Origin of the sequence: Enterobacter cloacae complex sp. P29RS (assembly GCF_014893445.1) — a bacterium.
Taxonomy (GTDB): domain Bacteria; phylum Pseudomonadota; class Gammaproteobacteria; order Enterobacterales; family Enterobacteriaceae; genus Enterobacter; species Enterobacter intestinihominis.
Genome location: NZ_JADBPZ010000023.1, coordinates 49,026 through 74,961, shown reverse-complemented (window position 1 = coordinate 74,961; position 25,936 = coordinate 49,026). Strand labels below are relative to the sequence as shown.

Sequence of the window (25,936 nt, the reverse complement as noted above, 5' to 3'; positions counted from 1 at the left end):
AGATTCCGAATATAAAAATAAATGCCGAATCCTTAACTACAATAATAATCACGTCCAGCAGAATAGAACGAAGCGGACGACACTCATAGACGCTTAACACGAGGACACGATTATGAATAAAGACGAAATCGGCGGCAACTGGAAGCAATTCAAAGGTAAAGCGAAAGAACAGTGGGGTAAGCTGACAGATGACGATATGACCGTCATTGAAGGTAAGCGCGATCAGCTGGTAGGTAAAATCCAGGAGCGCTACGGTTACGAAAAAGATCAGGCGGAAAACGAAGTCAAAGACTGGGAAACCCGTAACGACTACCGCTGGTAACCGGCACTATCCCCAAAGGGCGGCCATGAGCCGCCTTTTTCTTTGGCCTTAACGCGGCTTTTTCTTCACCAGGATAGAGTGATCGTGCTGACAGGCATCCTGATGACGGCATGACTCCACCTCCACGCAGGCAGAACATAAGCCGTGGGCTTCGATCACGTTATGGCGCAGCGCAAAGCCCATTCTGGCTGCCAGCGTATGCATAATATCTTCCACACCTTCCGCACACTCTTCCTTCACCACGCCACAGCGATCGCAGATAAACATGGCGGACGTGTGAGTAGGCTGGTCAAAAAGATGGCACAGCACATAGCTGTTTGTTGATTCCACTTTATGCACAAACCCTTGCTCCAGCAGAAAATCCAGCGCCCGATAGACGGTCGGCGGTTTTGCCTGCGGCTCGCTTTCACGCAGCAGGTCGAGCAGATCGTAAGCGCTGATGGCACCCTGTTGCAGGCTCATCAGACGCAGTACCTCAAGGCGCTGCGGGGTCAGGCGCACATTGCGTTGCGCGCACAGCTTTTCAGCTTGCGCTAACAGCTCTTTTGTGGACTTGTCCATCGGGCACCTCGGATGTGAAAAGGGTAGAAAACCCTCACTTTATCATGTTCTGCTAAAAACACCGAGATCCGCCGGGCTGTGCTATACCTGACGCATCGCAAATCGGGAGATCGCATGATGAAAAGACCTGACTGTATTCGGCACTGGCGGGACGTGGAAGGCGCCGATGACGCAACGTATCCGGACAGCAATGAACGGTTTTCTATTGGCGCGCCGCTGGCCCGCAAGCTGGGTCTCGGCCGCATTGGTATTCACCATGAACGGCTGCCGCCCGGACGCCGTACTTCTTATCCGCATGCGGAAAGCGACGAAGAGGAGTTTGTTTACGTTCTGGAGGGTTACCCTGAGGCCTGGATCAATGGTTATCTGTGGAAGCTTGAACCCGGAGACAGCGTGGGATTTCCTGCCGGCACGGGGGTGTGCCATACCTTTATCAACAACACCGATGAAGAGGTGCGCTTACTGGTGGTGGGTGAGGCTAATAAAAAACATAACCGCATCTACTATCCCCTCAATCCGGTGTATGCCGTGACGCGCGAAGACCACTGGGTAGACCATCCGCCTCAGTTTTTTGGCCCGCACGATGGAAAACCTGGGCGAAAATAATTTCCTCTTCTATAAATATTGATGGTCGTCACACATTAGAACAGGCCGGGATGGAATTTAACTTAGGGAAATAGCGGGTCTTTTTGTACTTATTCACAGCAATAGTTCGTTCCTGTTTGGGTGATAACAGACAGGGTTAACTAATAACAAACTATTTACGAGCACACTGTGAAAAAACATTTTAAATTTTCGATGGTTAGCATCGCTGTCTCCTTTTTTATGGCAAATCAGGCGGGAGCAGCCAATACCTGGACGGAAGCGCGTAGTGACGCAATGGGCGGCACGGGCGTGGCAGCAGGCAGCTATGGCAGCGGGGCGTTAATCAACCCCGCGTTACTGGCAAAATCTAAGCCCGAGGATGATGTGACGGTCATTTTGCCGTCCGTTGGCGTGCAGGTGACCGATGAAGACAATCTTCAGGACGAGATTGATACCATTAACGATAAAATCAATCATTACAAGGACGTGGTTGATAGTCTGACCCCCATTGATATCATCACGAATCCATTAGGTTCGATCAATCAGTTCCAGGGCGCAGCGAAAGATCTCGCTGATGAGCTGGACTACCTGAAAGGCAAAACCGCACACGCCACCGCAGGGGCGGGGATTGCCGTCAGTATCCCTAACGATGTCCTTTCCGTGGCCTTTATGGCAAAAGGCTATGCACATGGCCGCGTCAGCTCTTCAATCGATCAGCAGGACATTGATTATCTGCGCGGTATACAACGAAGCGATGCGGTGGCTGCCGGTGTGGCGCTGGATGCCGCGCTAAACGGTTCCGATCAGATCACCAAAAACCTTAACTCTACGGCGTCTGGTCGGGCGGCGATTGTGTCCGACTACGGTATTGCGGTAGCCCGTCAGTTCGATCTTGGCGGCGTTCCGGTTTCCGTTGGCGTCACGCCGAAGCTGCAAAAAACCTGGCTCTATAACTACACTACCTCAATCTACGATTACGACAGTAATAAGTGGAACGACAGCCGCTACCGTACCGACGACACTGGCTTCAACGTCGATGCCGGTATTGCTGCTGATTTCGGTGAAAACTGGACGGTCGGCGTGAGCGGGCAAAACCTGATGTCGCGCGATATCGATACCAAAGATATCCGCATTCGCAACGGGCGCACAGGAGAGGTGGTGAGTTATAAAGACACCTATCAGATCCGTCCGCTGGTCACTGCCGGGGCCGCCTGGCACAACGATCTGGTGACGCTGACCGCGGACGGGGATCTGACCGAAACCAAGGGCTTTAAAAGCGAAGATACCTCCCAATACGCCGGCATTGGTGCTGAAGTCACGCCGCTGAGCTGGCTGGCAGTGCGCGCCGGTTATCGTGCGGATATGAAGGGGAACGACAGCAACGTCTTTACCGGCGGTGTCGGTTTTGCGCCGTTCAACTCCGTCCACGTTGACCTGATGGGGCTTTATGGCGAAGACGAGACCTGGGGCGCAGGGGCACAGTTGAGCATGACGTTCTAAAGTACACCGGAGGCGCTGCGCCTCCGGCTTTTCTTTGTGCTATAGTAGCGCCCCTTTTCCACCAGATGCTTAAAAGTTCGCCATGTCGTCAGAATTCCAGACCGCTTTCCCTGCACACCGTTTTTCCATTGCGCCAATGCTCGACTGGACGGACAGACATTGCCGCTATTTCCTGCGTCAGCTCTCCCGCCATACGCTGCTATACACCGAAATGGTCACTACCGGCGCAATTATTCACGGCAAAGGCGACTATCTGGCGTACAGCGAAGAGGAGCATCCGGTTGCGCTGCAACTCGGTGGCAGCGATCCGGCTGCGCTGGCGCAGTGCGCGAAGCTGGCCGAAGAACGCGGCTATGACGAGATTAACCTCAACGTCGGTTGTCCGTCCGACCGTGTGCAAAACGGCATGTTCGGCGCGTGTCTGATGGGAAATGCGCACCTGGTGGCGGACTGCATCAAAGCGATGCGCGACGTTGTCTCTATCCCGGTCACGGTCAAAACCCGTATCGGCATAGACGACCAGGACAGCTATGAGTTTCTGTGTGATTTCATCAACACGGTATCAGGGAAGGGTGAATGCGAGATGTTTATCATCCACGCCCGTAAAGCCTGGCTCTCAGGCCTCAGCCCGAAAGAAAACCGCGAGATCCCGCCGCTGGACTACCCGCGCGTGTACCAGCTGAAACGCGACTTCCCACACCTGACCATGTCGATCAATGGCGGTATTAAGTCGCTGGACGAGGCCAAAGCGCACCTCGAACATATGGATGGCGTGATGGTCGGACGCGAGGCGTATCAGAATCCGGGCATTCTGGCGACGGTTGACCGGGAAATCTTTGGCGTTGAGGGTGCTGACACCGATCCCGTGGCCGTAGTGCGCGCCATGTATCCGTACATTGAGCGCGAGCTGAGTCATGGTACGTATCTGGGCCACATTACCCGCCATATGCTTGGCCTGTTCCAGGGCATTCCTGGTGCGCGCCAGTGGCGTCGTTATCTCAGCGAGAACGCGCATAAAGCCGGTGCGGATATTGAGGTACTGGAACACGCGCTGCGTCTGGTTGCGGATAAACGTTAAATTTCGCTAAAAGATGGTCAAATACGCCACGCCCTGCAACACATTGCGGGGCGTTTTGCTTTCAGAACAACAACTTATTTTTGGCATGATTCTTGTAATGATCGCAGCATCATTCGGGAACTCGTGGGAGAGCACCATGCTGGAACTACTTTTTGTGATTGGCTTCTTTATCATGCTGATGGTCACGGGCGTGTCGCTGCTCGGTATTCTGGCCGCGCTCGTTGTGGCCACGGTGGTGATGTTTGTCGGCGGTTTATTTGCCCTGACGATTAAACTCTTGCCGTGGTTACTTCTGGCGATTGCGGTGGTATGGGCCATACGGGCGATTAAATCGCCAAAACTGCCCACTTATCAGCGTAATAACCGCTTCCGTTACTAAGGTATTGAGGGGTACGTCACATACCTGCAACTTTTCCGGCAGCAATCTTTAGAACAGAATAGGATTTACTTATCGAATCTGTCACTATGGCTGCCGCTAAAGAATTCATCGAGCTGTACCCTACATACAGCCGAACTAAAAAAAAGAAAGGGCTTCCCATGGGAAGCCCAATTTCTTTTTATGGCTCAGGGAATTAACAGACTTGAGCCCTGGGTTGCCCGGCTCTCCAGCACCTCATGCGCACGTTGCGCATCGGTCAGCGGATATTTCTGCGCTTCTGCCACATCCACTTTGATCACCCCGCTGGCGATCAGCGAGAACAGCTCGTTGCTGGCTTCCTCAAGTTCTTCCCGATTAGTGATGTAACCTTGCAGGGAAGGGCGGGTGACATACAGTGACCCTTTCTGATTCAGAATGCCCAGGTTCACGCCGGTGACAGCCCCGGAGGCGTTACCGAAGCTCACCATCAGCCCGCGACGTTGCAGGCAGTCCAGCGAAGATTCCCAGGTGTCTTTCCCCACCGAGTCATACACCACGCGTACCTTTTTGCCGCCAGTGATCTCTTTCAGCCGCTCAACGATGCTCTCTTCCCGGTAGTTGATCACCTGCCATGCGCCCGCGTCCAGCGCGCGCTGCGCTTTTTGCGCGCTGCCTGTGGTGCCGATCAGCTTCGCCCCCAGGGCTTTCGCCCACTGGCAGGCAATCAGCCCTACGCCACCTGCGGCTGCGTGAAACAGGAATTGCTCGTCAGGCTTAATTTCGTAGGTTTTGCGCAGCAGATAATAGACCGTCAGCCCTTTCAGGAATGAGGCGGCAGCCTGCTCGAAGCCGATCGCATTTGGCAGAAGCGCCGCTTTCTCGGCCGGAACGTTATGGATGGAGCTGTAAGCGCCCAGCGCCGACTGCGCGTACACCACGCGATCGCCTTCCTTAATGTGCTTAACCGCGCTGCCCACTTTGCTGACGATACCGGCCGCCTCGGTGCCCAGTCCGCTCGGCATCGACGGAGGCGGATAGAGACCGCCGCGAATATAGGTATCGATGTAGTTAATGCCGATCGCTTTGTTTTCAACCTGGATTTCGTTCTCGCCAGGTGCCGTGGGGGTAAACTCCACGGCTTGCAGTACGTCTGCCCCGCCATGTTTCTGGAACTCAATGCGTGTTGCCATGCTCCCTCCGTTAGAAAATTATGGTAATCTTTCGACCCACTCTTTATCTCGGTAACTCCATTCACTATGGCAGGAAACAAACCCTTCAACAAACAGACTGAACCCCGTGAACGTGATTATCAGGTCGCCGGGTTAAAAGTCCCGCCGCACTCGATTGAAGCGGAACAGTCGGTGTTGGGCGGTTTAATGCTGGATAACGAACGCTGGGACGACGTCGCCGAGCGCGTTGTTGCGGAAGACTTCTATACCCGCCCGCACCGCCACATCTTTACTGAAATGGCGCGTTTGCAGGAGTCGGGCAGCCCGATCGACCTGATTACACTCGCAGAATCGCTGGAGCGTCTGGGACAGCTCGACAGTGTCGGCGGGTTTGCCTATCTGGCAGAACTGTCAAAAAACACGCCAAGTGCCGCGAACATCAGCGCTTACGCTGATATCGTCCGTGAACGTGCCGTTGTCCGCGAGATGATCTCGGTGGCGAATGAGATCGCCGAGGCCGGTTTCGATCCCCAGGGGCGCACCAGCGAAGATCTACTTGATCTTGCCGAGTCCCGCGTCTTTAAAATCGCCGAAAGCCGTGCGAACAAAGACGAAGGCCCGAAAAACATCGCCGATGTGCTCGACGCCACCGTTGCGCGTATTGAGCAGCTTTTCCAGCAGCCGCACGATGGCGTGACGGGGGTGAACACCGGTTATGACGATCTCAACAAGAAAACGGCAGGTCTTCAGCCATCGGATTTGATTATCGTCGCGGCGCGTCCGTCGATGGGTAAAACGACATTTGCGATGAACCTCGTCGAAAACGCGGCGATGTTGCAGGATAAACCGGTTCTTATCTTCAGTCTTGAGATGCCCTCAGAACAGATCATGATGCGTTCTCTGGCATCCCTGTCGCGCGTGGATCAGACCCGCATCCGTACCGGTCAGCTCGACGATGAGGACTGGGCGCGGATCTCCGGCACCATGGGGATTTTGCTGGAAAAACGGAACATCTATATTGATGACTCCTCCGGCCTGACGCCGACGGAAGTGCGCTCCCGCGCGCGCCGTATCGCCCGTGAACACGGTGGCATCGGCCTTATCATGATTGACTACCTCCAGCTGATGCGTGTTCCGTCGCTTTCCGACAACCGTACGCTGGAGATTGCCGAAATTTCCCGCTCACTCAAAGCGTTAGCCAAAGAGCTGCACGTGCCGGTGGTGGCGCTGTCGCAGCTAAACCGTTCTCTGGAACAACGTGCAGACAAGCGCCCGGTCAACTCCGACCTGCGTGAATCCGGCTCCATCGAGCAGGATGCCGACTTAATCATGTTCATCTACCGTGATGAGGTTTATCACGAGAACAGCGATCTGAAAGGGATCGCCGAAATTATTATTGGTAAGCAACGTAACGGCCCCATCGGTACGGTACGTCTGACCTTTAACGGCCAGTGGTCGCGTTTCGACAACTATGCCGGTCCTCAATATGATGATGAGTAATTTCTAAGGAATTCAAATGCAAGCGGCAACTGTTGTGATTAACCGCCGCGCTCTGCGACACAACCTGCAACGTCTGCGAGAACTGGCGCCCGCCAGTAAGCTCGTTGCAGTCGTGAAAGCGAACGCTTACGGACACGGTCTTCTTGAGACCGCGCGAACGCTCCCCGATGCCGACGCTTTTGGCGTCGCCCGTCTCGAAGAAGCTCTCCGCCTGCGCGCAGGTGGAATTACGCAACCGATTCTGCTCCTCGAAGGCTTTTTTGAAGCCTCGGACCTGCCGACCATTGCCGATCAGCACCTGCACACGGCGGTGCATAACGAAGAACAGCTGGCCGCGCTGGAAACGGCCGAACTGAGCGAGCCGGTCACCGTGTGGATGAAGCTCGACACGGGCATGCACCGCCTGGGCGTGCGCCCGGAGAATGCCGAAGCGTTTTATCAGCGGCTGTGCCAGTGCCAGAACGTGCGTCAGCCGGTGAATATCGTCAGCCACTTTGCCCGCGCCGATGAGCCTGAATGCGGCGCAACGGAACAGCAGCTTGATATCTTCACCACCTTCTGCGAAGGCAAACCGGGGATGCGCTCCATTGCGGCGTCCGGCGGCCTTCTGCTGTGGCCGCAGTCGCACTTCGACTGGGCGCGTCCGGGGATTATCCTGTATGGCGTTTCCCCGCTTGAGAACAAACCCTGGGGACCGGACTTCGGCTTTAAGCCGGTGATGTCGCTGGTTTCAAAGCTGATTGCCGTGCGTGAGCACAAAGCAGGCGAGCCGGTAGGTTACGGCGGCACCTGGACGAGTGAGCGCGACACGCGGCTTGGCGTGGTAGCGATGGGCTACGGCGACGGCTATCCACGCGCCGCGCCAACGGGTACGCCGGTACTGGTCAATGGTCGCGAAGTGAAGATTGTCGGCCGTGTGGCGATGGACATGATTTGTGTCGATCTGGGACCCGACGCGCAGGATAAAGCGGGGGACGATGCGGTGATGTGGGGCGAAGGCCTGCCGGTAGAGCGTATTGCTGAAATAACAAAAGTGAGTGCTTACGAACTTATCACGCGCCTTACCTCAAGGGTCGCGATGAAATACGTCGACTAATCACAGTATCCGGGAAGGGATATGTCACCATCTGAAATGGCTGCTTGTCTGGCCTATGCGCTCTCTGTCTGGCTGGCGGCCAGAAACAATATCAACACGTGGTGGATCGGTATTCTCGGCAGCGGGCTATACGCCTGGGTCTTCTATTCAGTGCAGCTCTATGCCGATGTTACCCTACAGCTCTTTTTCATTATCACGAGCATAACGGGTTGGGTGCACTGGCTGAAAGGAAACCGCGGAGAGGTATTGCCGGTGCGGCGAACCCACCCCAGACATTTTCTCCTTCTGCTGGCCTGTGCCGTGGCAGTAGCGGCGCTGTACGGGCTTTTATTGCATCGGTATACCAACGCCTGGGCACCCTGGCTGGACTCCATTATTTTAACCTTCAGCATCCTGGCGCAGTTCATGCTAATGGGCCGACGCCTGGAGAACTGGTACGTCTGGCTTGCCGTCAATACCCTTGCCGTGCCGCTGTATGCGATGAGGGGCCTGCATTTGACCGCGGTTCTGTATCTGGTGTTCTGGTTTAACGCCTGGCACGGTTTATATCAATGGCGTAAGGAGATCCGCGCGCGATGAAACCTTACGCAGAGGGTCTGATTGTCGGCAAGTTCGCGCCCTTACACGCAGGACATGAATTGCTTATCAACGCTGCGCTTGCCCGGTGCGAGACGGTATTTATCATCAGCTATTCGCTACCGGAAATGCCGGGGTGCGAACCCGAAAAGCGCCTTCAGTGGCTACAGACGCGTTTCCCGCGGTGTCGTCACCTGGTGTTTTCGCCAGAGATCGCGGCGGGCCATGATATTGAACCGCCGCCGCCCAACGACGCAGATGCCGATCGCCACCGACACTACGTGGCTACCCTGTGCGAACGCTTCTTTCACTGCCGACCGGACGCCGTATTCACTGCGGAGGATTACGGCGATGGCTTTGCCCGCGTATTAAGCCAGCGTTTTGGCAAACCGGTCACGCACGTGCGGCTTCAGCGCCCGGAGGGCCCTGATGCGCCCTCAGGCACGCTTATTCGCTCTGATGTTCATCGCTACCGCGAGATGCTCTCGGCGGAGGTTTACCGGAGTTTTGTCTTTCGAATTTGCTTATTGGGCGGCGAGTCGACGGGCAAAAGCACGCTTTCCCGGGCGTTGGCAGCAGCGCTTAACGCGCCCTATGTCGCTGAGTTCGGGCGCGAATACTGGGAAGAAAAGAACGGAGTACTGGAATGCGACGATCTCCTGCATATTGCGCGCGAGCAGGTGCGGCGTGAGGACGCAGCCAGCACGGCGCCTTATCTGATTTGTGATACGTCGCCCTTAACCACGCTGTTTTATACCCTCGACCAGTATGGCTCGGCGCCTCAGGCGCTGCACGACTTAGCCGGGCGGGACTATTCGCTGGTTGTACTGTGCGGCGATGAATTTCCCTTCGTACAGGACGGTACCAGGCAAGGCGCGGCGTTTCGCCGCAGGCAGCAGTCGTGGTATATCGCTGAACTGGCGCGCCGAAACATCCCGTATTTACGCGTCACAGGGTCGACGTCTGAGCGTATCGTACAAATTCGTGGGCATATCCAGAAACGGTTTTCATAACCTTCTCGACCTTCTCCTGCTTCCGGTTTATTGTTGAAAATCCTGCCTCATAACAATCCGGAGAACATCGCGTGTTTCAGAAAGTAGACGCCTACGCCGGCGACCCTATCCTCTCCTTGATGGAGCGTTTCAAAGAAGATCCTCGCAGCGACAAAGTGAACCTCAGCATCGGTCTTTATTACAACGAGGACGGCATCATTCCTCAACTGAAAGCCGTTGCCGAAGCCGAAGCGCGTCTTAACGCAACCCCGCACGGGGCTTCGCTTTATCTGCCGATGGAAGGGTTAAATACCTACCGTAATACCATTGCGCCGCTGCTGTTTGGTGCGGATCACGCGGTGCTCGCGCAAAAGCGCGTGGCGACTATCCAGACGCTGGGTGGCTCGGGTGCGCTGAAGGTAGGCGCAGATTTCCTGAAAAAGTACTTCCCGGATTCCGGCGTGTGGGTCAGCGACCCGACGTGGGAAAACCACGTGGCCATCTTTGAAGGCGCGGGCTTTAAGGTTGCGACCTATCCATGGTTCGACAGCGAAACCAACGGCGTACGCGTTGATGCGCTGCTGGAAAAACTGAACACCCTGCCGGAGCGCAGTATCGTATTGCTGCATCCGTGCTGCCATAACCCGACCGGTGCGGACCTCACCAATGCCCAGTGGGATGCGGTGATCGAGGTACTGAAGGCGCGTAACCTGATCCCGTTCCTCGACATCGCCTATCAGGGCTTTGGCGCGGGCATGGAGGAAGACGCCTACGCCATTCGCGCGATTGCCAGCGCGGGGCTTCCCGCTCTGGTCAGCAACTCCTTCTCAAAAATCTTCTCCCTGTACGGCGAGCGCGTTGGCGGTCTGTCCGTGGTGTGTGAAGACGCTGAAGCGGCGGGCCGCGTGCTGGGCCAGCTTAAAGCGACGGTCCGCCGTATCTACTCCAGCCCGCCGAACTTTGGTGCGCAGGTGGTGGCGACAGTTCTCGGTGACGAAACACTGAAAGCCACCTGGCTTGCGGAAGTGGAAGCGATGCGTGAGCGCATCCTGTCGATGCGTCAGGAGCTGGTTAACGTCCTGAAAGAGGCCGTGCCTGGGCATAACTTTGATTATCTTCTCAAGCAGCGCGGGATGTTCAGCTACACCGGACTGAGCGTAGCGCAGGTCGATCGCCTGCGTGAAGAGTTCGGTGTCTACCTGATCGCCAGCGGCCGTATGTGCGTGGCGGGTCTGAATGCCAGCAACGTCCAGCGCGTGGCGCAGGCGTTTGCAGCTGTGATGTAAGTACTCACTACTTATTATCTCCCTCTCCCTGTGGGAGAGGGCTGGGGTGAGGGCATCAGGCCGCAGAAAATCTTGCCCGGTGGCGGCTGCGCCTTACCGGGCCTACATCACTCATCCACACTTTGTGATCGTCTTCTTTTTATTCCGCTTCATAAGCAAAAACTCCTTTTCTTCCCCTCCCGCTGGGGTTATGGTCGGATAGTTTTTGACCATCCGCTCAAAATAAAAAGATAACAAACTGAATATTCAGGGGAAAACATGCGCAAGATCACACTGGCGCTCAGCGCCGCCTGCTTATTGTTCTCGCTTAATAGTACCGTTGTTGCGCGGGCTTCTGCACCCACGCCGCTTTATACCGGCACCACCGCCGCCATTCTTGCCGAACAGGCCCCCATTCACTGGGTTTCAGTGGCACAAATCGAAAACAGCCTGACGGGTCGCCCGCCGATGGCCGTGGGCTTCGATATTGACGATACCGTTCTCTTCTCCAGTCCCGGTTTCTGGCGCGGCAAAAAAACGTACTCCCCTGAGAGCGAAGCCTATCTGAAAAACCCGGAATTCTGGGAAAAGATGAACAACGGCTGGGATGAGTTCAGTATCCCGAAAGAGGTTGCCCGCGCGCTGATCGCCATGCACGTAAAGCGCGGCGACAGCATTTACTTCGTGACCGGACGTAGCCAGACCAAAACCGAAACCGTCTCGAAAACGCTACAGGATGATTTTCTGATCCCGGCGGCCAGCATGAATCCGGTCATTTTTGCCGGGGACCAGGAAGGGCAAAACACCAAAACCCAGTGGCTGGAAAAGAAAAATATCAAGGTGTTCTACGGTGATTCAGATAACGACATCACCGCGGCGCACGATGTGGGAGCCAGAGGCATCCGGGTGTTACGCGCCTCGAACTCCACCTACCGGCCGCTGCCAATGGCCGGAAAATTTGGTGAAGAGGTGATCGTTAACTCCGAATACTGATGCATTAACGGCGGGGTGAATGCTTTTTTAAGCAAATCTCGCCGCGCGGGTTTTACCTTTCGCTTTCTTGCTGCACACTTAGAAAGATTCATCTTTCAACACGGAGCAGCACATGTGGTATCAACAGACCCTGACCTTAAGCGCAAAACCACGCGGATTTCACCTGGTGACGGACGAAGTCATCGGGCAAATCCGCGACCTGTCGCGCGTCAAAACGGGTTTGCTGCATCTGCTGCTTCAGCACACGTCTGCTTCTCTCACGCTCAATGAAAATTGCGATCCCACCGTCCGGTCTGACATGGAGCGGCATTTTCTGAAAACCGTCCCGGATAACGCCCCGTATGACCATGATTACGAGGGGGCGGATGATATGCCTTCGCACATCAAATCCTCTTTGCTGGGGGTCTCGTTGATGCTGCCGGTCCACAACGGACGGCTGCTGCTGGGAACGTGGCAGGGGATCTGGCTGGGAGAACATCGCATTCACGGTGGTTCGCGTAAAATTATCGCAACGCTACAAGGGGAATAAAGATGACAATTTCGGAGATACTTCAGTACTGCATGAGCAAGCCGGGCGCAGAACAGAGCGTTCACAGCGACTGGAAAGCCACGCAGATCAAAGTGGGTGATGTGTTGTTCGCGATGGTAAAAGAGGTGGAGGGACGTCCTGCGGCATCGCTGAAAACCAGTCCTGAACTGGCCGACTTACTGCGCCAGCAGCACGATGATGTCAGGCCAAGCAAGCATCTGAATAAAGCACACTGGAGTACGGTGTTTCTCGACGGCTCGCTGCCAGATTCGCAAATTTACTACCTGGTAGATGCGTCGTATCAACAGGCGGTAGAACTGCTGCCGGAAACGATCCGACAGCAGCTCTCCGTGTAACGATTACAGCAACGGTTTAAGGAAGCGCGCGGTGTGCGAGGCTTCGCACTCTGCAACGGTCTCTGGCGTACCGGAGACGAGGATTTCACCGCCGCCGCTGCCGCCTTCCGGGCCGAGATCGACAATCCAGTCCGCGGTTTTAATCACGTCCAGGTTGTGCTCAATCACCACGATGGTGTTGCCCTGATCGCGCAGCTGGTGCAGCACGTCCAGCAGCTGCTGGATATCCGCAAAATGCAGGCCGGTGGTCGGCTCGTCCAGAATATACAGCGTCTGACCGGTTCCGCGTTTGGACAGCTCACGCGCCAGCTTCACGCGCTGCGCTTCACCACCGGACAGCGTTGTCGCTGACTGCCCCAGACGGATATAGGTCAGACCAACATCCATCAGGGTTTGCAGCTTACGCGCCAGCGCAGGGACGGCGTCAAAGAACTCGCGCGCCTCTTCGATAGTCATATCCAGCACTTCGTGGATGGTCTTGCCTTTGTACTTAATCTCCAGCGTTTCGCGGTTATAGCGCTTGCCTTTACACTGGTCGCACGGCACGTAGATATCCGGCAGGAAGTGCATCTCAACCTTGATTACGCCGTCGCCCTGGCACGCTTCACAGCGGCCGCCGCGCACGTTAAAGCTGAAACGTCCTGGCGTGTAGCCGCGCGAACGCGCTTCCGGTACACCCGCGAAGAGTTCACGGACGGGCGTAAAGACGCCAGTATAGGTCGCCGGGTTGGAACGTGGGGTGCGGCCAATCGGGCTCTGATCGATATCGATAACCTTGTCGAAATGCTCCAGCCCCTGAATGTCGCGGTACGGTGCAGGCTCGGCCAGCGTCGCGCCGTTCAGCGCCGTCTGCGCAATCGGGAACAGCGTATCGTTGATCAGCGTCGATTTACCGGAACCGGACACGCCGGTGATGCAGGTAAACAGCCCGACAGGCAGCGTCAGGGTCACGTCTTTCAGGTTGTTGCCGCGCGCCCCGGTTAGCTTCAGCACTTTTTCCGGGTTCGCCGCCACGCGCTGTTTTGGCACTTCAATTTTGCGCTTGCCGCTCATGTACTGGCCGGTCAGCGACTCGGGCACCGCCATAATGTCTTTCAGCGTCCCTTCTGCCACCACCTGTCCGCCGTGCACGCCAGCGCCCGGGCCGATGTCGATCACGTGGTCTGCGGCGCGAATGGCGTCTTCGTCGTGCTCAACCACAATCACCGTGTTGCCAAGGTTACGCAGGTGAACCAGCGTGCCGAGCAGGCGTTCGTTGTCGCGCTGGTGCAGGCCGATAGACGGCTCATCCAGTACGTACATCACGCCGACTAAGCCCGCGCCAATCTGGCTCGCCAGACGGATACGCTGGGCTTCACCGCCGGAGAGCGTTTCAGCCGATCGGGAAAGCGTCAGGTAGTTCAGGCCGACGTTCACGAGGAACTTGAGGCGATCGCCGATCTCTTTCAGCACTTTTTCGGCGATTTTCGCGCGCTGGCCGGAGAGCTTCAGGTTGTTGAAGAAGTCCATCGCGTGGCCGATGCTCATGTCTGAGATGGTCGGCAGCGCCGTGTTTTCGACAAACACGTGACGCGCTTCGCGACGCAGACGTGTACCCTCGCAGGTGGCGCAGGAGCGGTTGCTGATGAACTTCGCCAGCTCCTCACGCACCGCGCTGGATTCGGTCTCTTTGTAGCGGCGCTCCATGTTGTGCAGCACCCCTTCGAACGGGTGGCGACGCACGGAAGTGTCACCGCGATCGTTCATGTACTTGAACTCGATGTTCTCTTTGCCGGAACCGAACAGGATCACTTTATGTACGTTCGCGCTCAGGCTGGCCCACGGGGCTTCAACGTCGAACTTATAGTGCTCTGCCAGCGATTTCAGCATCTGGAAGTAGTAAAAATTACGCTTATCCCAGCCGCGAATGGCGCCACCCGCCAGCGACAGCTCCGGGTTCTGGATCACGCGGTCCGGGTCGAAATATTGCTGAACGCCGAGGCCGTCACAGGTCGGGCACGCGCCCGCTGGGTTGTTGAACGAGAACAGGCGCGGTTCCAGCTCGCGCATGCTGTAGCCGCAAATCGGGCAGGCGAAGTTAGCGGAGAAGAGCAGCTCTTCCGCTTTCGCATCGTCCATGTCTGACACCACCGCCGTGCCGCCCGACAGTTCCAGCGCCGTTTCAAAGGATTCCGCCAGACGCGTCGCCAGATCTTCACGTACCTTAAAGCGGTCAATCACCACTTCGATGGTGTGTTTCTTTTGCAGCTCCAGCTTTGGCGGATCGGACAGGTCACACACTTCGCCATCGATACGGGCGCGGATATAGCCCTGGCTTGCCAGGTTTTCCAGCGTTTTGGTGTGTTCACCCTTACGCTCTTTAATGATTGGCGCCAGCAGCATCAGGCGTTTGCCTTCCGGCTGAGACAGCACGTTATCCACCATCTGGCTGACGGTCTGGGCCGCCAGCGGAACGTCATGATCCGGACAACGCGGCTCGCCCACGCGCGCATACAGTAGACGCAGGTAGTCATGGATTTCGGTAATGGTACCGACCGTAGAACGCGGGTTATGCGATGTGGATTTCTGCTCAATGGAGATAGCAGGAGACAACCCTTCAATGTGGTCGACATCCGGTTTTTCCATCAGCGACAGGAACTGACGCGCGTACGCCGAGAGCGATTCAACGTAACGACGCTGTCCTTCGGCATACAAAGTGTCGAAAGCCAGTGAGGATTTGCCAGACCCCGAAAGCCCGGTCACGACGATGAGTTTGTCGCGAGGGATTATGAGGTTGATATTCTTGAGATTGTGGGTGCGGGCGCCCCGAACTTCGATCTTATCCATTCACCTTTCCCGGTTGGAACACGGATTGCCTGATTTGTTTGAAGGACAAACGGCTGTCAGAAACGGCTAATTATGACACAAAATGACCTGTTTGAATATACAGTATTGGAATGCATTTTCTGATTCACTGTGTAACAATGTCGAGTCCGCGAGAGAACTCTGGAACATGCTACGCAACTATCAAAGTGTCGCATGGAAATGGTACACTCGCGCGTTTACACTATTAAGAAACGTATTCAGGAGACACGAACATGGCCAGCAGAGGCGTAAACAAGGTGATTCTCGTCGGTAATCTGGGCCAGGACCCGGAAGTACGCTACATGCCGAGTGGTGGCGCAGTTGCCAACATTACGCTGGCTACTTCCGAATCCTGGCGTGATAAAGCGACCGGTGAAATGAAAGAGCAGACCGAATGGCACCGCGTTGTGCTGTTTGGCAAACTGGCTGAAGTGGCCGGTGAGTATCTGCGTAAGGGTTCTCAGGTCTATATCGAAGGCCAGCTGCGTACCCGCAAATGGACCGATCAATCCGGTCAGGAAAAATACACCACGGAAGTGGTGGTCAACGTAGGCGGCACCATGCAGATGCTGGGTGGTCGTCAGGGCGGTGGCGCACCGGCAGGTGGCGGCCAGCAGCAGGGCGGTTGGGGTCAGCCTCAACAGCCTCAGGGCGGCAATCAGTTCAGCGGCGGCGCGCAGTCTCGTCCTCAGCAGCAGTCTGCTTCGGCACCGTCTAACGAACCGCCAATGGACTTCGACGACGATATCCCGTTCTGATATCCAGACGCGTGAAACACAAAAAACCCAGACAATGTCTGGGTTTTTTATAACAGGCTATCAGGTAATCACCATCGGCCAGTCTGGCGGAGTGTGGCTCATGGCTTCAACCATCACCACTTTAATGTTTTCCCAGACGGCGGCCATATCCACCAGCGTAATGCCGAGCAAACCTGTCGCGAACCAGCATGCGGCACCCAACCCTAACAGGGTGCTAATCACAGCAAGACCTGCGTAGTCGGACTTTCGGAACTGTATGTTTAACGTGCTGGCCAGGAACATCAAAACCGCGCTCAACAACGGCCAGCGCAGGAGCACCATGCTGGTGGTAATGGTTGCCATAAAACCCATCCTCGACAAAACAGACGAACTGAAATGAAACAATGTTTCTCGTTACATAAGATGTGTGAACTATATCACATTTGCTGTTTTATTCGCCAGTATCGTATGAGGTAAAAGTGGGTTTATAACCGGGGAAAATATATCGTACTCGCTCAGATCGGCGCTTAGCCGGAATTTTTATTTTTAATTCATTCAGATAGCAAAACCTTTGCAAAACACCCTCGGCTGTATAGCGTTTACAGCAGTATGTCTATGGATTATGCTTGTGTGGAACAATAAATGTACCCGCAAAAATAATTCATCACATTGAATTATTTGGTTTTTTTTGGATTTTTATTCTTTTTTAACACTCAGCATACTCTTTGATTTCGTGGTCTTATTCTTTTATTCAGATATGAGTTATTGCGGTTGCTCTCTCGATTAATGACCTGCGAAAAGATAATGAAAGAAAAAAGACGCGAGATTATTAACGACAGCATGCAGGCTCTGCACGCCCTGGCGAAGCTGATGCCACAACTCAACGCGCAGTGTTCGCCGGTTGAAATGCTGGAAATCATCAACAGCGCACTGGGGGCAAATCTCTCGTGGGTCAGTGTCGAATCCGCAGACGGGCCGCGCGTGGTTTGTGCCGGCGACGTGACGTGTCACGCCTTCAACGTGGCGGATTTTCTTGCCAGCACCCTGTTGCAGCGGCATCACCGCGCCTGGCGCGTTATCTACTGGAAAGAGCATATTGGCCGGGCGGTATTTTCCCCTCAGCACCCGGGCTATGCGCGACTGCAAAGCGGCGTGCTGTGTAAACTCTCAGCGCATGGCAGACAGTGCAGTGGTTATTTCTTTTTGGCTTTTAATGAAAAACTGACCTCGTTACCGATATTGAAAAATATCGTGGTGGTATTGGTCGAGAAGCTAAAAGATTATTTTGATGACATCATCGTGCGGGAAAAAACAGCGCAAGAGATGCAGCGCGTCGTCACGCAATATAAAACTTTATTTGAACGTGCTCCGGTATTGATGAACGCCTTTGACAGACATAACCGGTGTGTATTGTGGAACGCCGAATGCGAAAAAGTCTTTGGCTGGAGTATGACTGAAATCGGCGAGCACCCCGATCCGTTGGCCCTGTTTTACCCGGATCCCGAGGAGCGACAGCGCGTGCAGGAGTCGGTTCGTTTCGCACCACTTAAGGATATGTACGAATGGCACCCGGTGCGTAAAGACGGGACGCCGTTAACCATCCTCTGGTCAAACATCCTTTTACCGGATAACTCCATTCTCAATATTGGCCTCGATATCACCGAACGTAAAAAAGCAGAACAGCAGCTGACCGTCAAAGCCACCACGGACGATCTGACGGGCTGTATGAATCGCTCGACAATTTTACAGCGGCTCAAAATGGCGCTGGCAGCCAGTTCGCCGCAGGATGTCAGTAGCCATTTCTGTCTCCTGATGTTCGATCTCGATTATTTCAAGCAGATCAACGATCGGTGGGGACATCAGGTTGGCGATGCGGCATTGATTCACTTTTGCGACCGTATTCGCGAAGTGAGCCCGGCCGGGTCGGCACTGGGACGGGTAGGAGGCGAAGAGTTTGTTCTTCTGCTGGCGCGTACGGATGGTATGGCCGCTACGTTGCTCTCTTCCCGGCTGCGTGCCGCGCTGATCTCAAAACCGCTGCGTGTGGGCGATAAAACGCTGGTACTCTCTTTCAGCGCCGGGGTGGTTGAAGTCTGTCAGGGGCAACGGGATACTTCTGCCATACTGATGCGTGCCGATCAGGCATTATATGACGCCAAGCGTACGGGAAGAGGAAAAACGGTTCTGGCGTCTGATTATTTATAAATCAGCATAAGAACAAAGAGCAGGCTATTTCAGCCAACAAATTTTCCACACATGTCGCGGGTAATTATTATCCTTATCAGAAACGAAATGAATACTTTTAGTTTGGCTTACGGGAAAATATTATCGGCATCACGAATTTTAGGATTTTTAATACCAAAAGTCAGTTGCTAACTTCCCATGATTCATGCAACGTAATCACCTGTTTATCAAAGCAGCCGGTCTTCATTGCTACAGGCGTACAACATGCAGGGATACAGAGCGGGAAATGAATCGTAGCGCGCGGCGCAAAATGCTCAAAGCGGTCGGGATTATCATGGTAGTTATGCTGCCGGTGATGCTTGCGCTATGGTTTGCCCAGCTTAGAGCCGTGTCGGAAATCAGCGCTCAGCTGCGCACGTTTGCTGAACTTGCTTTAAACAAAACTGAACGGGTTATTCAACAGGTTGATATGGCCCGGGAAGACGCAGAAAAATATCAGGGTAAAGTGTGTACGCCGGAGCATCGTCAATATATGTTGAACGTTTCCCGCGGTCGCCTTTTTGTTGCCGATTTAATTTATGCTGAAGGCCAGGACTTTCTCTGCTCGACCCTTTTTACGCCGGATCATCCTTACATCATCCCCGCTGCCAATTACACACGTAAACCCGACGTTGCTATCTATTATTTTCGCGATACGCCATTTTTTAATGGTTATAAAATGATATATATGCAGCGCGGAAATTATGTCGCAGTGGTCAACCCGCTTTCGTACAGTGAGGTGATGTCAGACGATCGTTCCCTGTCGTGGGGAGTGTATGACACCGTCAGCAATGCATTCTTTTCTGTGAGTCAGAAAGCCAATATTTCTTTATTGCATTCGATGCTCCGACATCAGGAAACGACTTTTCAGAAAGATGACCGTTTTTATACGATTGTAAAATCAGAGCAGAGGCCCATTGCGGCCATCGTTTCAACCTCCAATGCCCGTTTTTATAAAACGCTTTATCATCAGGCTACTCTGACGCTACCGCTGGGGATGATTTGCAGCATTATTATTTTGCTGGTGTGGTCGCGAACACACCGTGAATTCAATTCGCCTGGCCGACTTCTGCACCGGGCGTTGAATAAACGCCAGCTGTGCGTCCATTATCAGCCCATTATTGATATAAAAAATAACCAGTGCGTGGGAGCAGAGGCGTTGTTGCGCTGGCCAGGATTCAACGGTCAGGTTATGAGCCCGGCGGAATTTATTCCCCTGGCCGAAAAAGAGGGGATGATTGAGCGCATTACGGATTACGTCGTGGAGGAGGTGTTCACCGATCTGGGCCATTTTCTTGCCGCTCACCCCGATCTGTATGTCTCGATTAACCTGTCGGCGTCGGATTTTCACTCTTCGCGTCTTATTGCCCTGATCTCCGACAAAGCCCGCTTTTACTCGGTTCGCGCGCAGCAAATAAAAATTGAGGTGACGGAGCGGGGGTTTATTGACGTGCCGAAAACCACGCCGGTCATTCAGGCGTTTCGCCAGGCGGGGTATGAAGTGGCGATTGATGATTTCGGAACCGGCTACTCTAACCTGCATAACCTCTATTCGCTGAACGTCGATATCCTGAAAATCGACAAATCTTTTATCGATACCTTAACCACCAACAGTACCAGCCACCTGATTGCCGAGCACATCATTGAGATGGCGCAAAGCCTGCGGCTGAAAACCATTGCGGAAGGAGTCGAGACGGGGGAGCAGGTGAGCTGGCTGCTGAAGCGTGGCGTGCAGTATTGTCAGGGATGGCACTTCGCGAAAGCGATGCCGCCCCAGGCATTTATGGCCTGGCAGCAGCAACCCTTGCGTTAACACGCATTAATTGAGCTGATGGCGGTAGTCGCTCGGCGTACGGTCAAACTCGCGGCGGAAGACGCGGGAAAAGGTCTGCTGCGACACATAGCCCAGATCCATTGCGATATCAAAAATGGGCCGCTGCGTTGAGCGTAACGCCTGCGCCGCCAGCAGGAGCCTGCGCTGGCGAATGTAGTCACCCAGCGTTTGATGCATTACGGTGCGGAACATTCTCTGTAAATACCATTTCGAATAGCCCGACTTCTTAGCGACCACATCAATGTTCAACGGCTGGTCGATATGTTCATCAATCCATTCAATAAGCGTCTGAATAATTTGCTGATGCGACATAAGGTTACCCCTCTGTGGAGACATCTGTCCTGGTTGATTCGTCGTTTTCTCTGCGGGGGAGTATAATTCCTCAAGTTAACTTGAGGTAAAGAGGTTTTATGGAAAAGAGATTACCGCGCATCAAAGCGCTGTTAACCCCCGGTGAAGTGGCGAAACGAAGCGGCGTGGCGGTGTCGGCGCTCCACTTCTATGAAAGCAAAGGGTTAATAAAAAGTATCCGTAACGCCGGAAACCAGCGGCGCTATACCCGCGATGTGCTCCGCTACGTGGCGATTATCAAAATTGCGCAACGTATCGGCATCCCTCTGGCTACCATCGGCGACGCGTTCGGCGTATTGCCGGAAGGACACTCGCTGAGCGCGAAAGAGTGGAAGCAGCTGTCGTCCCAGTGGCGAGAAGAACTGGATCGTCGTATTCACACGCTGGTAGCCCTGCGCGATGAACTGGATGGCTGCATTGGTTGCGGGTGTTTATCACGTAGCGATTGTCCGCTGCGTAACCCGGGTGACAGGTTGGGCGAGCAGGGGACGGGGGCGCGGTTGCTGGAGGAGGATTGAGAGGTGTGTGCCGGGTAAGGCGCAGCCGCCACCCGGCAACAAGCATAAAGAACTAAAGCGCCACTAAGGGCGCTTTAGTTTTTTCCGGTCTTTGTCTTTCTCTCTATCCCGCTGGCTCACGGGAGGGTTTCCCCCGACATCAGTACTCCTCGTGTCGAGCTTGTGGAGGAGGTTCCGGTTTGTACTGACACTTTAATTCTATGCCCGGCCGCCGTTTTTGCCACCGGAGATGATGAGATTTTAGCCGAATTTTTTTCGTGAAGTTGTTCAGTTTTCTATAGTTAAAAAGTATGAATCACCGGAGAACATCATGCTAACGGTCCACCACCTTAACCAGTCTCGTTCCCATCGCGTCCTCTGGGCGCTGGAAGAGCTGGGTCTGACATATGAGATTGTACGCTACCAGCGCGAAAAAACCATGCTCGCACCAGACGCGCTCAAAAAAGTGCATCCGCTGGGAAAATCCCCGGTACTGGAAGATAACGGACTGGTTCTGGCTGAATCAGGCGCGATTCTGGAATATCTTCAGGAAACGTACGATTCGGCGTCACGATTCAAACCGTTAGATCCCGCTCATAAAGTGCAGTATCGCTTCTGGCTGCATTACGCCGAAGGATCTTTGATGCCGCTGCTGTTAATGAAGCTGGTATTTAACAGCCTCGGCAAACCCCCCGTCCCGTTTGGCCTGCGCACGCTGGGTAAGGCGCTGGGGCAGGGGGTGCAAAAAGCGTATCTCAACCGCCAGCTGGAAACGCATGCGCACTTTATTAACGATCATCTTGCCGAAAACAGCTGGTTTGCCGGCGACACGCTGACCATGGCGGACATCCAGATGAGTTTTCCCCTCTTCGCCCTGCTGGCGAGAGGCGGCATCGACAATCTCGACCACATAGCGGCGTGGAAACAGAGAGTGGAGGCACGTCCGGGCTGGCAGACAACGCTTGCGAAAGGCGGCCCGCTGACGATACCCGGCGGGGGATGAAATGTAACGAAATTGCGCATGGACGATAACGTTTGCGCATCCTCTGCTTAATTCTTCATCGTCATGAGGCAATTTTAGCGAAAAACGAGAAAGTTCAGTTGAAAAGGGCGGGTATTAGGCTAGATAATCGTTTGCCTACATTTGACCACCCGTTTTGTAAGCGCGGAGCTAAACGTTTGCTTTTTTTGTGACGCCCCTTTCGTCGCAAACGCAGCACAAGGATTTGACGTTTCGCTGGCAGTGGAGTCTCCACCACGCTTACGGACTTTCAATAAAAATTTTCAGGGGATGTTTTCTATGTCTACGCCATCTGCGCGTACCGGCGGTTTACTTGACGCCATGTTTAAAATTTCTGCTCGCGGCAGCACCGTGCGCCAGGAAGTTGTTGCCGGTCTGACGACGTTTCTGGCGATGGTGTACTCCGTCATCGTGGTGCCGGGCATGCTCGGCAAAGCCGGTTTCCCGCCAGCGGCGGTCTTCGTTGCCACCTGCCTGGTTGCGGGTGTGGGTTCGATTGTGATGGGCCTGTGGGCGAACCTGCCGCTGGCGATCGGGTGCGCCATCTCCCTGACCGCGTTTACCGCCTTCAGCCTGGTGCTGGGCCAGCATATCAGCGTCCCGGTAGCGCTCGGCGCGGTGTTCCTGATGGGTGTACTGTTCACCGTGATCTCTGCTACCGGCATCCGTAGCTGGATTTTGCGCAACCTGCCGCAGGGCGTGGCGCACGGCACCGGTATCGGCATCGGCCTGTTCCTGCTGCTGATCGCCGCCAACGGCGTGGGTCTGGTCATCAAGAACCCGCTGGACGGCCTGCCGGTTGCGCTGGGTAACTTCGCGAGCTTCCCGGTGATCATGTCGCTGGTGGGTCTGGCGGTGATCATTGGCCTGGAAAAATTGAAAGTGCCGGGCGGCATTCTGCTGACCATTATCGGCGTGTCCATCGTCGGTCTGATCTTCGACCCGTCCGTTCATTTCTCCGGGATTTTCGCCATGCCGTCGCTGAGCGATGACAACGGTAACTCCCTGATTGGCAGCCTGGATATTGTGGGCGCGCTGAACCCGGTGATCCTGCCAAGCGTGCTGGCGCTGGTAATGACCGCGGTGTTTGACGCCACCGGGACCATCCGCGCGGTGGCGGGGCAGGCTAACCTGCTGGACAAAGACGGCCAGATCATTGACGGCGGCAAAGCGCTGACCACCGACTCCCTGAGCAGCGTTTTCTCTGGCCTGGTGGGTGCAGCGCCAGCGGCAGTGTACATTGAGTCCGCAGCGGGTACGGCGGCAGGCGGCAAAACCGGCCTGACGGCTATTACCGTTGGCGTACTGTTCCTGCTGATCCTGTTCCTCTCTCCGCTCTCTTATCTGGTGCCAGCTTACGCGACCGCACCTGCGCTGATGTACGTCGGCCTGCTGATGCTGAGCAACGTGGCGAAAATCGACTTTGCTGACTTTGTTGATGCCATGTCCGGTCTGATCACCGCGGTCTTTATCGTGCTGACCTGTAACATCGTGACCGGCATTATGATCGGTTTCGCCTCGCTGGTGATTGGGCGTCTGGTCTCCGGTGAGTGGCGCAAGCTGAACATCGGTACCGTTGTCATCGCCGTTGCGCTGGTGGCGTTCTACGCGGGCGGCTGGGCAATTTAAGTTATCCATTGATGCGAAAACGGGTGGCTCAGGCCGCCCGTTTTTATTTTCAGGACTCATCCCGTTGTCTTTTACGTTACTCTGGAGAGGATAGAATAAGAGGCACGACGCCTCAGGTTTGGCTTAAAAAGAAACACAGCAAACAGGGAACGCATGGAAATTTTCTTCACAATACTCATCATGACCCTTGTGGTCTCATTATCCGGGGTGGTTACACGCGTACTGCCCTTCCAGGTCCCCCTGCCTTTAATGCAAATAGCTATCGGCGCGCTGCTGGCGTGGCCGACGTTCGGTCTGCACGTGGAGTTCGATCCGGAACTGTTCCTCGTGCTGTTTATCCCGCCGCTGCTGTTTGCCGATGGCTGGAAAACGCCGACGCGCGAATTTCTTGAGCACGGGCGAGAGATCTTCGGTCTGGCGCTGGCGCTGGTGGTCGTTACCGTGGTCGGGATTGGTTTCCTGATCTACTGGGCCGTACCGGGGATCCCGCTTATACCCGCCTTTGCGCTGGCTGCCGTGCTGTCGCCGACCGACGCCGTGGCGCTGTCCGGCATTGTGGGCGAAGGGCGCATTCCTAAGAAAATCATGGGCATTTTGCAGGGCGAGGCGCTGATGAACGACGCTTCCGGCCTGGTCGCCCTGAAGTTTGCCGTGGCGGTAGCCATGGGCACCATGGTCTTTACCGTCGGCGGTGCAACCCTCGAATTCTTCAAGGTGGCGATTGGCGGTATCCTCGCAGGCTTTGTTGTAAGCTGGCTGTACGGTCGTTCGCTGCGCTTCCTCAGCCGCTGGGGCGGCGATGAACCGGCGACGCAGATCGTCCTGCTGTTCCTGCTGCCGTTCGCCTCTTACCTGATTGCCGAACATATCGGCGTGTCGGGCATTCTGGCGGCGGTAGCCGCGGGGATGACCATCACCCGCTCCGGCGTGATGCGCCGGGCGCCGCTGGCGATGCGTCTTCGCGCGAACAGTACCTGGGCGATGCTCGAGTTTGTCTTTAACGGCATGGTGTTCCTGCTGTTGGGCCTGCAACTGCCGGGCATTATGGAATCTTCGCTGATCGCGGCCGAAGCGGATCCAAACGTTGAAGTGTGGATGCTGTTTACCGATATCGTACTCATCTACCTTTCGCTGATGCTGGTGCGTTTCGGCTGGCTGTGGACGATGAAGAAGTTCAGCGTTCGCTTCCTGACCAAAAAGCCGATGGAGTTCGGCTCCTGGACCACGCGCGAGCTGCTGATTGCCTCTTTCGCGGGCGTTCGCGGGGCGATCACCCTTGCTGGTGTGCTCTCCATTCCTCTGCTTCTGCCGACGGGCGACGTCTTCCCGGCGCGCTACGAGCTGGTGTTCCTGGCGGCGGGCGTGATCCTCTTCTCCCTGTTTGTCGGCGTAATTATGCTGCCGATTCTGCTGCAGCATATTGATGCGGGTGACACCTCGCAGCAGCATAAGGAAGAGCGGATTGCCCGTGCGGCGACGGCGGAAGTGGCGATTGTCGCCATCGAGAAGATGGAGGAGCGTCTGGCCGCCGATGCCGAAGAGAACATTGATAACCAGCTGCTGAAGGAAGTCAGTTCACGCGTGATCGGTAATTTGCGTCGCCGTGCTGACGGACGTAACGACGTGGAAAGTTCGTTGCAGGAAGAGAACCTCGAGCGCCGTTTCCGCCTGGCGGCGCTGCGCTCCGAGCGTGCCGAGCTGTATCACCTGCGCGCGACGCGGCAGATCAGCAACGAGACGCTGCAAAAGCTGCTGCACGATCTGGATCTGCTGGAAGCGTTGTTGATAGAGAATCAGTAGCGCTGTAATTGCCCGGTGGCGCTGCGCTTACCGGGCCTACGTGCTCGATCGGTTCCCTCTCCCTATGGGCTGAGGGATCCCCAGTAATTTTTTTATGCAGAAGCAATAAAGTTGCTTTCT

Annotated in this window: 25 protein-coding genes; 20 read left to right on the top strand and 5 right to left on the bottom strand. The window is 55.1% G+C overall.

The genetic code is table 11. The annotated features are described in order from the left end of the window. Positions 1-112 precede the first annotated feature (112 nt). Entirely contained in the window at positions 113-322 is a 210-nt protein-coding gene (locus IM282_RS17230) for a CsbD family protein (protein ID WP_003860314.1), read from the top strand. 48 nt (positions 323-370) lie between these two features. Here the strand turns inward: IM282_RS17230 and zur are convergent, their stop codons facing one another. Next, on the bottom strand, positions 371-883 hold the full coding sequence (gene zur, locus IM282_RS17225; RefSeq protein WP_006810484.1) for a zinc uptake transcriptional repressor Zur: 513 nt from the start codon (positions 881-883) through the stop codon (positions 371-373). A 117-nt stretch (positions 884-1,000) separates the two neighbouring features. Between zur and IM282_RS17220 the strand changes: the two genes are divergently transcribed. The 4 genes from IM282_RS17220 (at position 1,001) to pspG (ending at position 4,425) form a co-directional block, all read left to right on the top strand. Further along, on the top strand, positions 1,001-1,489 hold the full coding sequence (locus IM282_RS17220) for a cupin domain-containing protein (RefSeq protein WP_022646741.1): 489 nt from the start codon (positions 1,001-1,003) through the stop codon (positions 1,487-1,489). A gap of 192 nt (positions 1,490-1,681) precedes the next feature. After that, entirely contained in the window at positions 1,682-2,968 is a 1,287-nt protein-coding gene (traF, locus tag IM282_RS17215) for a conjugal transfer protein TraF (RefSeq protein ID WP_216661661.1), read from the top strand. Positions 2,969-3,050: 82 nt separating this feature from the next. Next, entirely contained in the window at positions 3,051-4,046 is a 996-nt protein-coding gene (gene dusA, locus IM282_RS17210) for a tRNA dihydrouridine(20/20a) synthase DusA (RefSeq protein WP_003860304.1), read from the top strand. 136 nt (positions 4,047-4,182) lie between these two features. After that, positions 4,183-4,425, top strand: a complete 243-nt coding sequence (gene pspG / locus IM282_RS17205) for an envelope stress response protein PspG (RefSeq protein WP_017382623.1) — start codon at positions 4,183-4,185, stop codon at positions 4,423-4,425. Between the two features lie 185 nt (positions 4,426-4,610). Here pspG and IM282_RS17200 read toward each other — a convergent pair whose 3' ends face one another. Next, complete coding sequence (locus IM282_RS17200) at positions 4,611-5,594, bottom strand: quinone oxidoreductase (RefSeq protein ID WP_192970662.1); 984 nt, start codon at positions 5,592-5,594, stop codon at positions 4,611-4,613. Positions 5,595-5,660: 66 nt separating this feature from the next. Here IM282_RS17200 and dnaB point away from each other — a divergent pair, with 66 nt between their 5' ends. From dnaB to IM282_RS17160, 8 genes are all read left to right on the top strand, one after another. Then, entirely contained in the window at positions 5,661-7,073 is a 1,413-nt protein-coding gene (dnaB, locus tag IM282_RS17195; RefSeq protein ID WP_003860298.1) for a replicative DNA helicase, read from the top strand. Positions 7,074-7,089: 16 nt separating this feature from the next. Then, the gene (gene alr / locus IM282_RS17190) at positions 7,090-8,169 is read left to right on the top strand and encodes an alanine racemase (RefSeq protein ID WP_023305261.1); all 1,080 of its coding nucleotides are present in this window, start codon (positions 7,090-7,092) and stop codon (positions 8,167-8,169) included. Between the two features lie 21 nt (positions 8,170-8,190). After that, positions 8,191-8,748, top strand: coding sequence for a nicotinamide riboside transporter PnuC (pnuC, locus tag IM282_RS17185; RefSeq protein WP_032627030.1), 558 nt, complete (start codon positions 8,191-8,193; stop codon positions 8,746-8,748). Further along, positions 8,745-9,758, top strand: a complete 1,014-nt coding sequence (locus IM282_RS17180; protein ID WP_192970661.1) for an AAA family ATPase — start codon at positions 8,745-8,747, stop codon at positions 9,756-9,758. Before pnuC ends, IM282_RS17180 begins: the two co-directional genes overlap by 4 nt. A gap of 71 nt (positions 9,759-9,829) precedes the next feature. Continuing rightward, positions 9,830-11,023 carry an aromatic amino acid transaminase gene (gene tyrB, locus IM282_RS17175; protein WP_048966217.1) on the top strand — a complete coding sequence of 398 codons (1,194 nt, stop codon included), beginning with the start codon at positions 9,830-9,832 and terminating at the stop codon, positions 11,021-11,023. Positions 11,024-11,281: 258 nt separating this feature from the next. Then, the gene (gene aphA / locus IM282_RS17170; RefSeq protein WP_048966216.1) at positions 11,282-11,995 is read left to right on the top strand and encodes an acid phosphatase AphA; all 714 of its coding nucleotides are present in this window, start codon (positions 11,282-11,284) and stop codon (positions 11,993-11,995) included. 112 nt (positions 11,996-12,107) lie between these two features. Continuing rightward, positions 12,108-12,524 carry a secondary thiamine-phosphate synthase enzyme YjbQ gene (locus tag IM282_RS17165; RefSeq protein ID WP_023305263.1) on the top strand — a complete coding sequence of 139 codons (417 nt, stop codon included), beginning with the start codon at positions 12,108-12,110 and terminating at the stop codon, positions 12,522-12,524. Between the two features lie 2 nt (positions 12,525-12,526). After that, positions 12,527-12,880 (top strand): MmcQ/YjbR family DNA-binding protein, encoded by a 354-nt coding sequence (locus IM282_RS17160; protein ID WP_006810472.1) that lies wholly within the window; start codon positions 12,527-12,529, stop codon positions 12,878-12,880. 3 nt (positions 12,881-12,883) lie between these two features. Here IM282_RS17160 and uvrA read toward each other — a convergent pair whose 3' ends face one another. Then, entirely contained in the window at positions 12,884-15,706 is a 2,823-nt protein-coding gene (uvrA, locus tag IM282_RS17155) for an excinuclease ABC subunit UvrA (RefSeq protein ID WP_003860287.1), read from the bottom strand. Between the two features lie 251 nt (positions 15,707-15,957). Here uvrA and ssb1 point away from each other — a divergent pair, with 251 nt between their 5' ends. Beyond that, positions 15,958-16,482, top strand: coding sequence for a single-stranded DNA-binding protein SSB1 (gene ssb1, locus IM282_RS17150; RefSeq protein ID WP_192970660.1), 525 nt, complete (start codon positions 15,958-15,960; stop codon positions 16,480-16,482). 60 nt (positions 16,483-16,542) lie between these two features. Here the strand turns inward: ssb1 and IM282_RS17145 are convergent, their stop codons facing one another. Then, complete coding sequence (locus tag IM282_RS17145; protein ID WP_022646751.1) at positions 16,543-16,824, bottom strand: YjcB family protein; 282 nt, start codon at positions 16,822-16,824, stop codon at positions 16,543-16,545. 441 nt (positions 16,825-17,265) lie between these two features. Between IM282_RS17145 and IM282_RS17140 the strand changes: the two genes are divergently transcribed. Next, positions 17,266-18,666 carry a sensor domain-containing diguanylate cyclase gene (locus tag IM282_RS17140; RefSeq protein ID WP_032676709.1) on the top strand — a complete coding sequence of 467 codons (1,401 nt, stop codon included), beginning with the start codon at positions 17,266-17,268 and terminating at the stop codon, positions 18,664-18,666. Between the two features lie 265 nt (positions 18,667-18,931). Then, on the top strand, positions 18,932-20,497 hold the full coding sequence (locus IM282_RS17135) for an EAL domain-containing protein (protein WP_023299098.1): 1,566 nt from the start codon (positions 18,932-18,934) through the stop codon (positions 20,495-20,497). 6 nt (positions 20,498-20,503) lie between these two features. On the opposite strand, the gene soxS is transcribed toward IM282_RS17135, so the two are convergent. Continuing rightward, the gene (gene soxS / locus IM282_RS17130) at positions 20,504-20,830 is read right to left on the bottom strand and encodes a superoxide response transcriptional regulator SoxS (RefSeq protein WP_003860277.1); all 327 of its coding nucleotides are present in this window, start codon (positions 20,828-20,830) and stop codon (positions 20,504-20,506) included. A gap of 98 nt (positions 20,831-20,928) precedes the next feature. Here soxS and soxR point away from each other — a divergent pair, with 98 nt between their 5' ends. The 4 genes from soxR (at position 20,929) to IM282_RS17110 (ending at position 25,816) form a co-directional block, all read left to right on the top strand. Further along, complete coding sequence (gene soxR / locus IM282_RS17125) at positions 20,929-21,387, top strand: redox-sensitive transcriptional activator SoxR (protein ID WP_003860275.1); 459 nt, start codon at positions 20,929-20,931, stop codon at positions 21,385-21,387. 310 nt (positions 21,388-21,697) lie between these two features. Then, positions 21,698-22,369, top strand: coding sequence for a glutathione S-transferase family protein (locus tag IM282_RS17120; protein ID WP_063148445.1), 672 nt, complete (start codon positions 21,698-21,700; stop codon positions 22,367-22,369). A 297-nt stretch (positions 22,370-22,666) separates the two neighbouring features. After that, complete coding sequence (gene ghxP, locus IM282_RS17115; protein WP_063148444.1) at positions 22,667-24,016, top strand: guanine/hypoxanthine transporter GhxP; 1,350 nt, start codon at positions 22,667-22,669, stop codon at positions 24,014-24,016. A gap of 153 nt (positions 24,017-24,169) precedes the next feature. Then, complete coding sequence (locus tag IM282_RS17110) at positions 24,170-25,816, top strand: Na+/H+ antiporter (protein WP_022646758.1); 1,647 nt, start codon at positions 24,170-24,172, stop codon at positions 25,814-25,816. The last annotated feature ends 120 nt before the right edge of the window (positions 25,817-25,936 follow it).

Coding starts and splice junctions, on each gene's coding strand:
- uvrA (WP_003860287.1), bottom strand. CDS start 15,706: ATGGATAAGATCGAAGTTCGGGGCGCCCGCACCCACAATCTCAAGAAT.
- alr (WP_023305261.1), top strand. CDS start 7,090: ATGCAAGCGGCAACTGTTGTGATTAACCGCCGCGCTCTGCGACACAAC.
- zur (WP_006810484.1), bottom strand. CDS start 883: ATGGACAAGTCCACAAAAGAGCTGTTAGCGCAAGCTGAAAAGCTGTGC.
- ssb1 (WP_192970660.1), top strand. CDS start 15,958: ATGGCCAGCAGAGGCGTAAACAAGGTGATTCTCGTCGGTAATCTGGGC.
- soxR (WP_003860275.1), top strand. CDS start 20,929: ATGGAAAAGAGATTACCGCGCATCAAAGCGCTGTTAACCCCCGGTGAA.
- IM282_RS17145 (WP_022646751.1), bottom strand. CDS start 16,824: ATGGCAACCATTACCACCAGCATGGTGCTCCTGCGCTGGCCGTTGTTG.
- traF (WP_216661661.1), top strand. CDS start 1,682: ATGGTTAGCATCGCTGTCTCCTTTTTTATGGCAAATCAGGCGGGAGCA.
- IM282_RS17120 (WP_063148445.1), top strand. CDS start 21,698: ATGCTAACGGTCCACCACCTTAACCAGTCTCGTTCCCATCGCGTCCTC.
- dusA (WP_003860304.1), top strand. CDS start 3,051: ATGTCGTCAGAATTCCAGACCGCTTTCCCTGCACACCGTTTTTCCATT.
- IM282_RS17180 (WP_192970661.1), top strand. CDS start 8,745: ATGAAACCTTACGCAGAGGGTCTGATTGTCGGCAAGTTCGCGCCCTTA.
- dnaB (WP_003860298.1), top strand. CDS start 5,661: ATGGCAGGAAACAAACCCTTCAACAAACAGACTGAACCCCGTGAACGT.
- pnuC (WP_032627030.1), top strand. CDS start 8,191: ATGTCACCATCTGAAATGGCTGCTTGTCTGGCCTATGCGCTCTCTGTC.
- IM282_RS17230 (WP_003860314.1), top strand. CDS start 113: ATGAATAAAGACGAAATCGGCGGCAACTGGAAGCAATTCAAAGGTAAA.
- IM282_RS17135 (WP_023299098.1), top strand. CDS start 18,932: ATGAATCGTAGCGCGCGGCGCAAAATGCTCAAAGCGGTCGGGATTATC.
- IM282_RS17220 (WP_022646741.1), top strand. CDS start 1,001: ATGAAAAGACCTGACTGTATTCGGCACTGGCGGGACGTGGAAGGCGCC.
- IM282_RS17140 (WP_032676709.1), top strand. CDS start 17,266: ATGAAAGAAAAAAGACGCGAGATTATTAACGACAGCATGCAGGCTCTG.
- IM282_RS17165 (WP_023305263.1), top strand. CDS start 12,108: ATGTGGTATCAACAGACCCTGACCTTAAGCGCAAAACCACGCGGATTT.
- IM282_RS17200 (WP_192970662.1), bottom strand. CDS start 5,594: ATGGCAACACGCATTGAGTTCCAGAAACATGGCGGGGCAGACGTACTG.
- IM282_RS17110 (WP_022646758.1), top strand. CDS start 24,170: ATGGAAATTTTCTTCACAATACTCATCATGACCCTTGTGGTCTCATTA.
- soxS (WP_003860277.1), bottom strand. CDS start 20,830: ATGTCGCATCAGCAAATTATTCAGACGCTTATTGAATGGATTGATGAA.
- IM282_RS17160 (WP_006810472.1), top strand. CDS start 12,527: ATGACAATTTCGGAGATACTTCAGTACTGCATGAGCAAGCCGGGCGCA.
- aphA (WP_048966216.1), top strand. CDS start 11,282: ATGCGCAAGATCACACTGGCGCTCAGCGCCGCCTGCTTATTGTTCTCG.
- pspG (WP_017382623.1), top strand. CDS start 4,183: ATGCTGGAACTACTTTTTGTGATTGGCTTCTTTATCATGCTGATGGTC.
- ghxP (WP_063148444.1), top strand. CDS start 22,667: ATGTCTACGCCATCTGCGCGTACCGGCGGTTTACTTGACGCCATGTTT.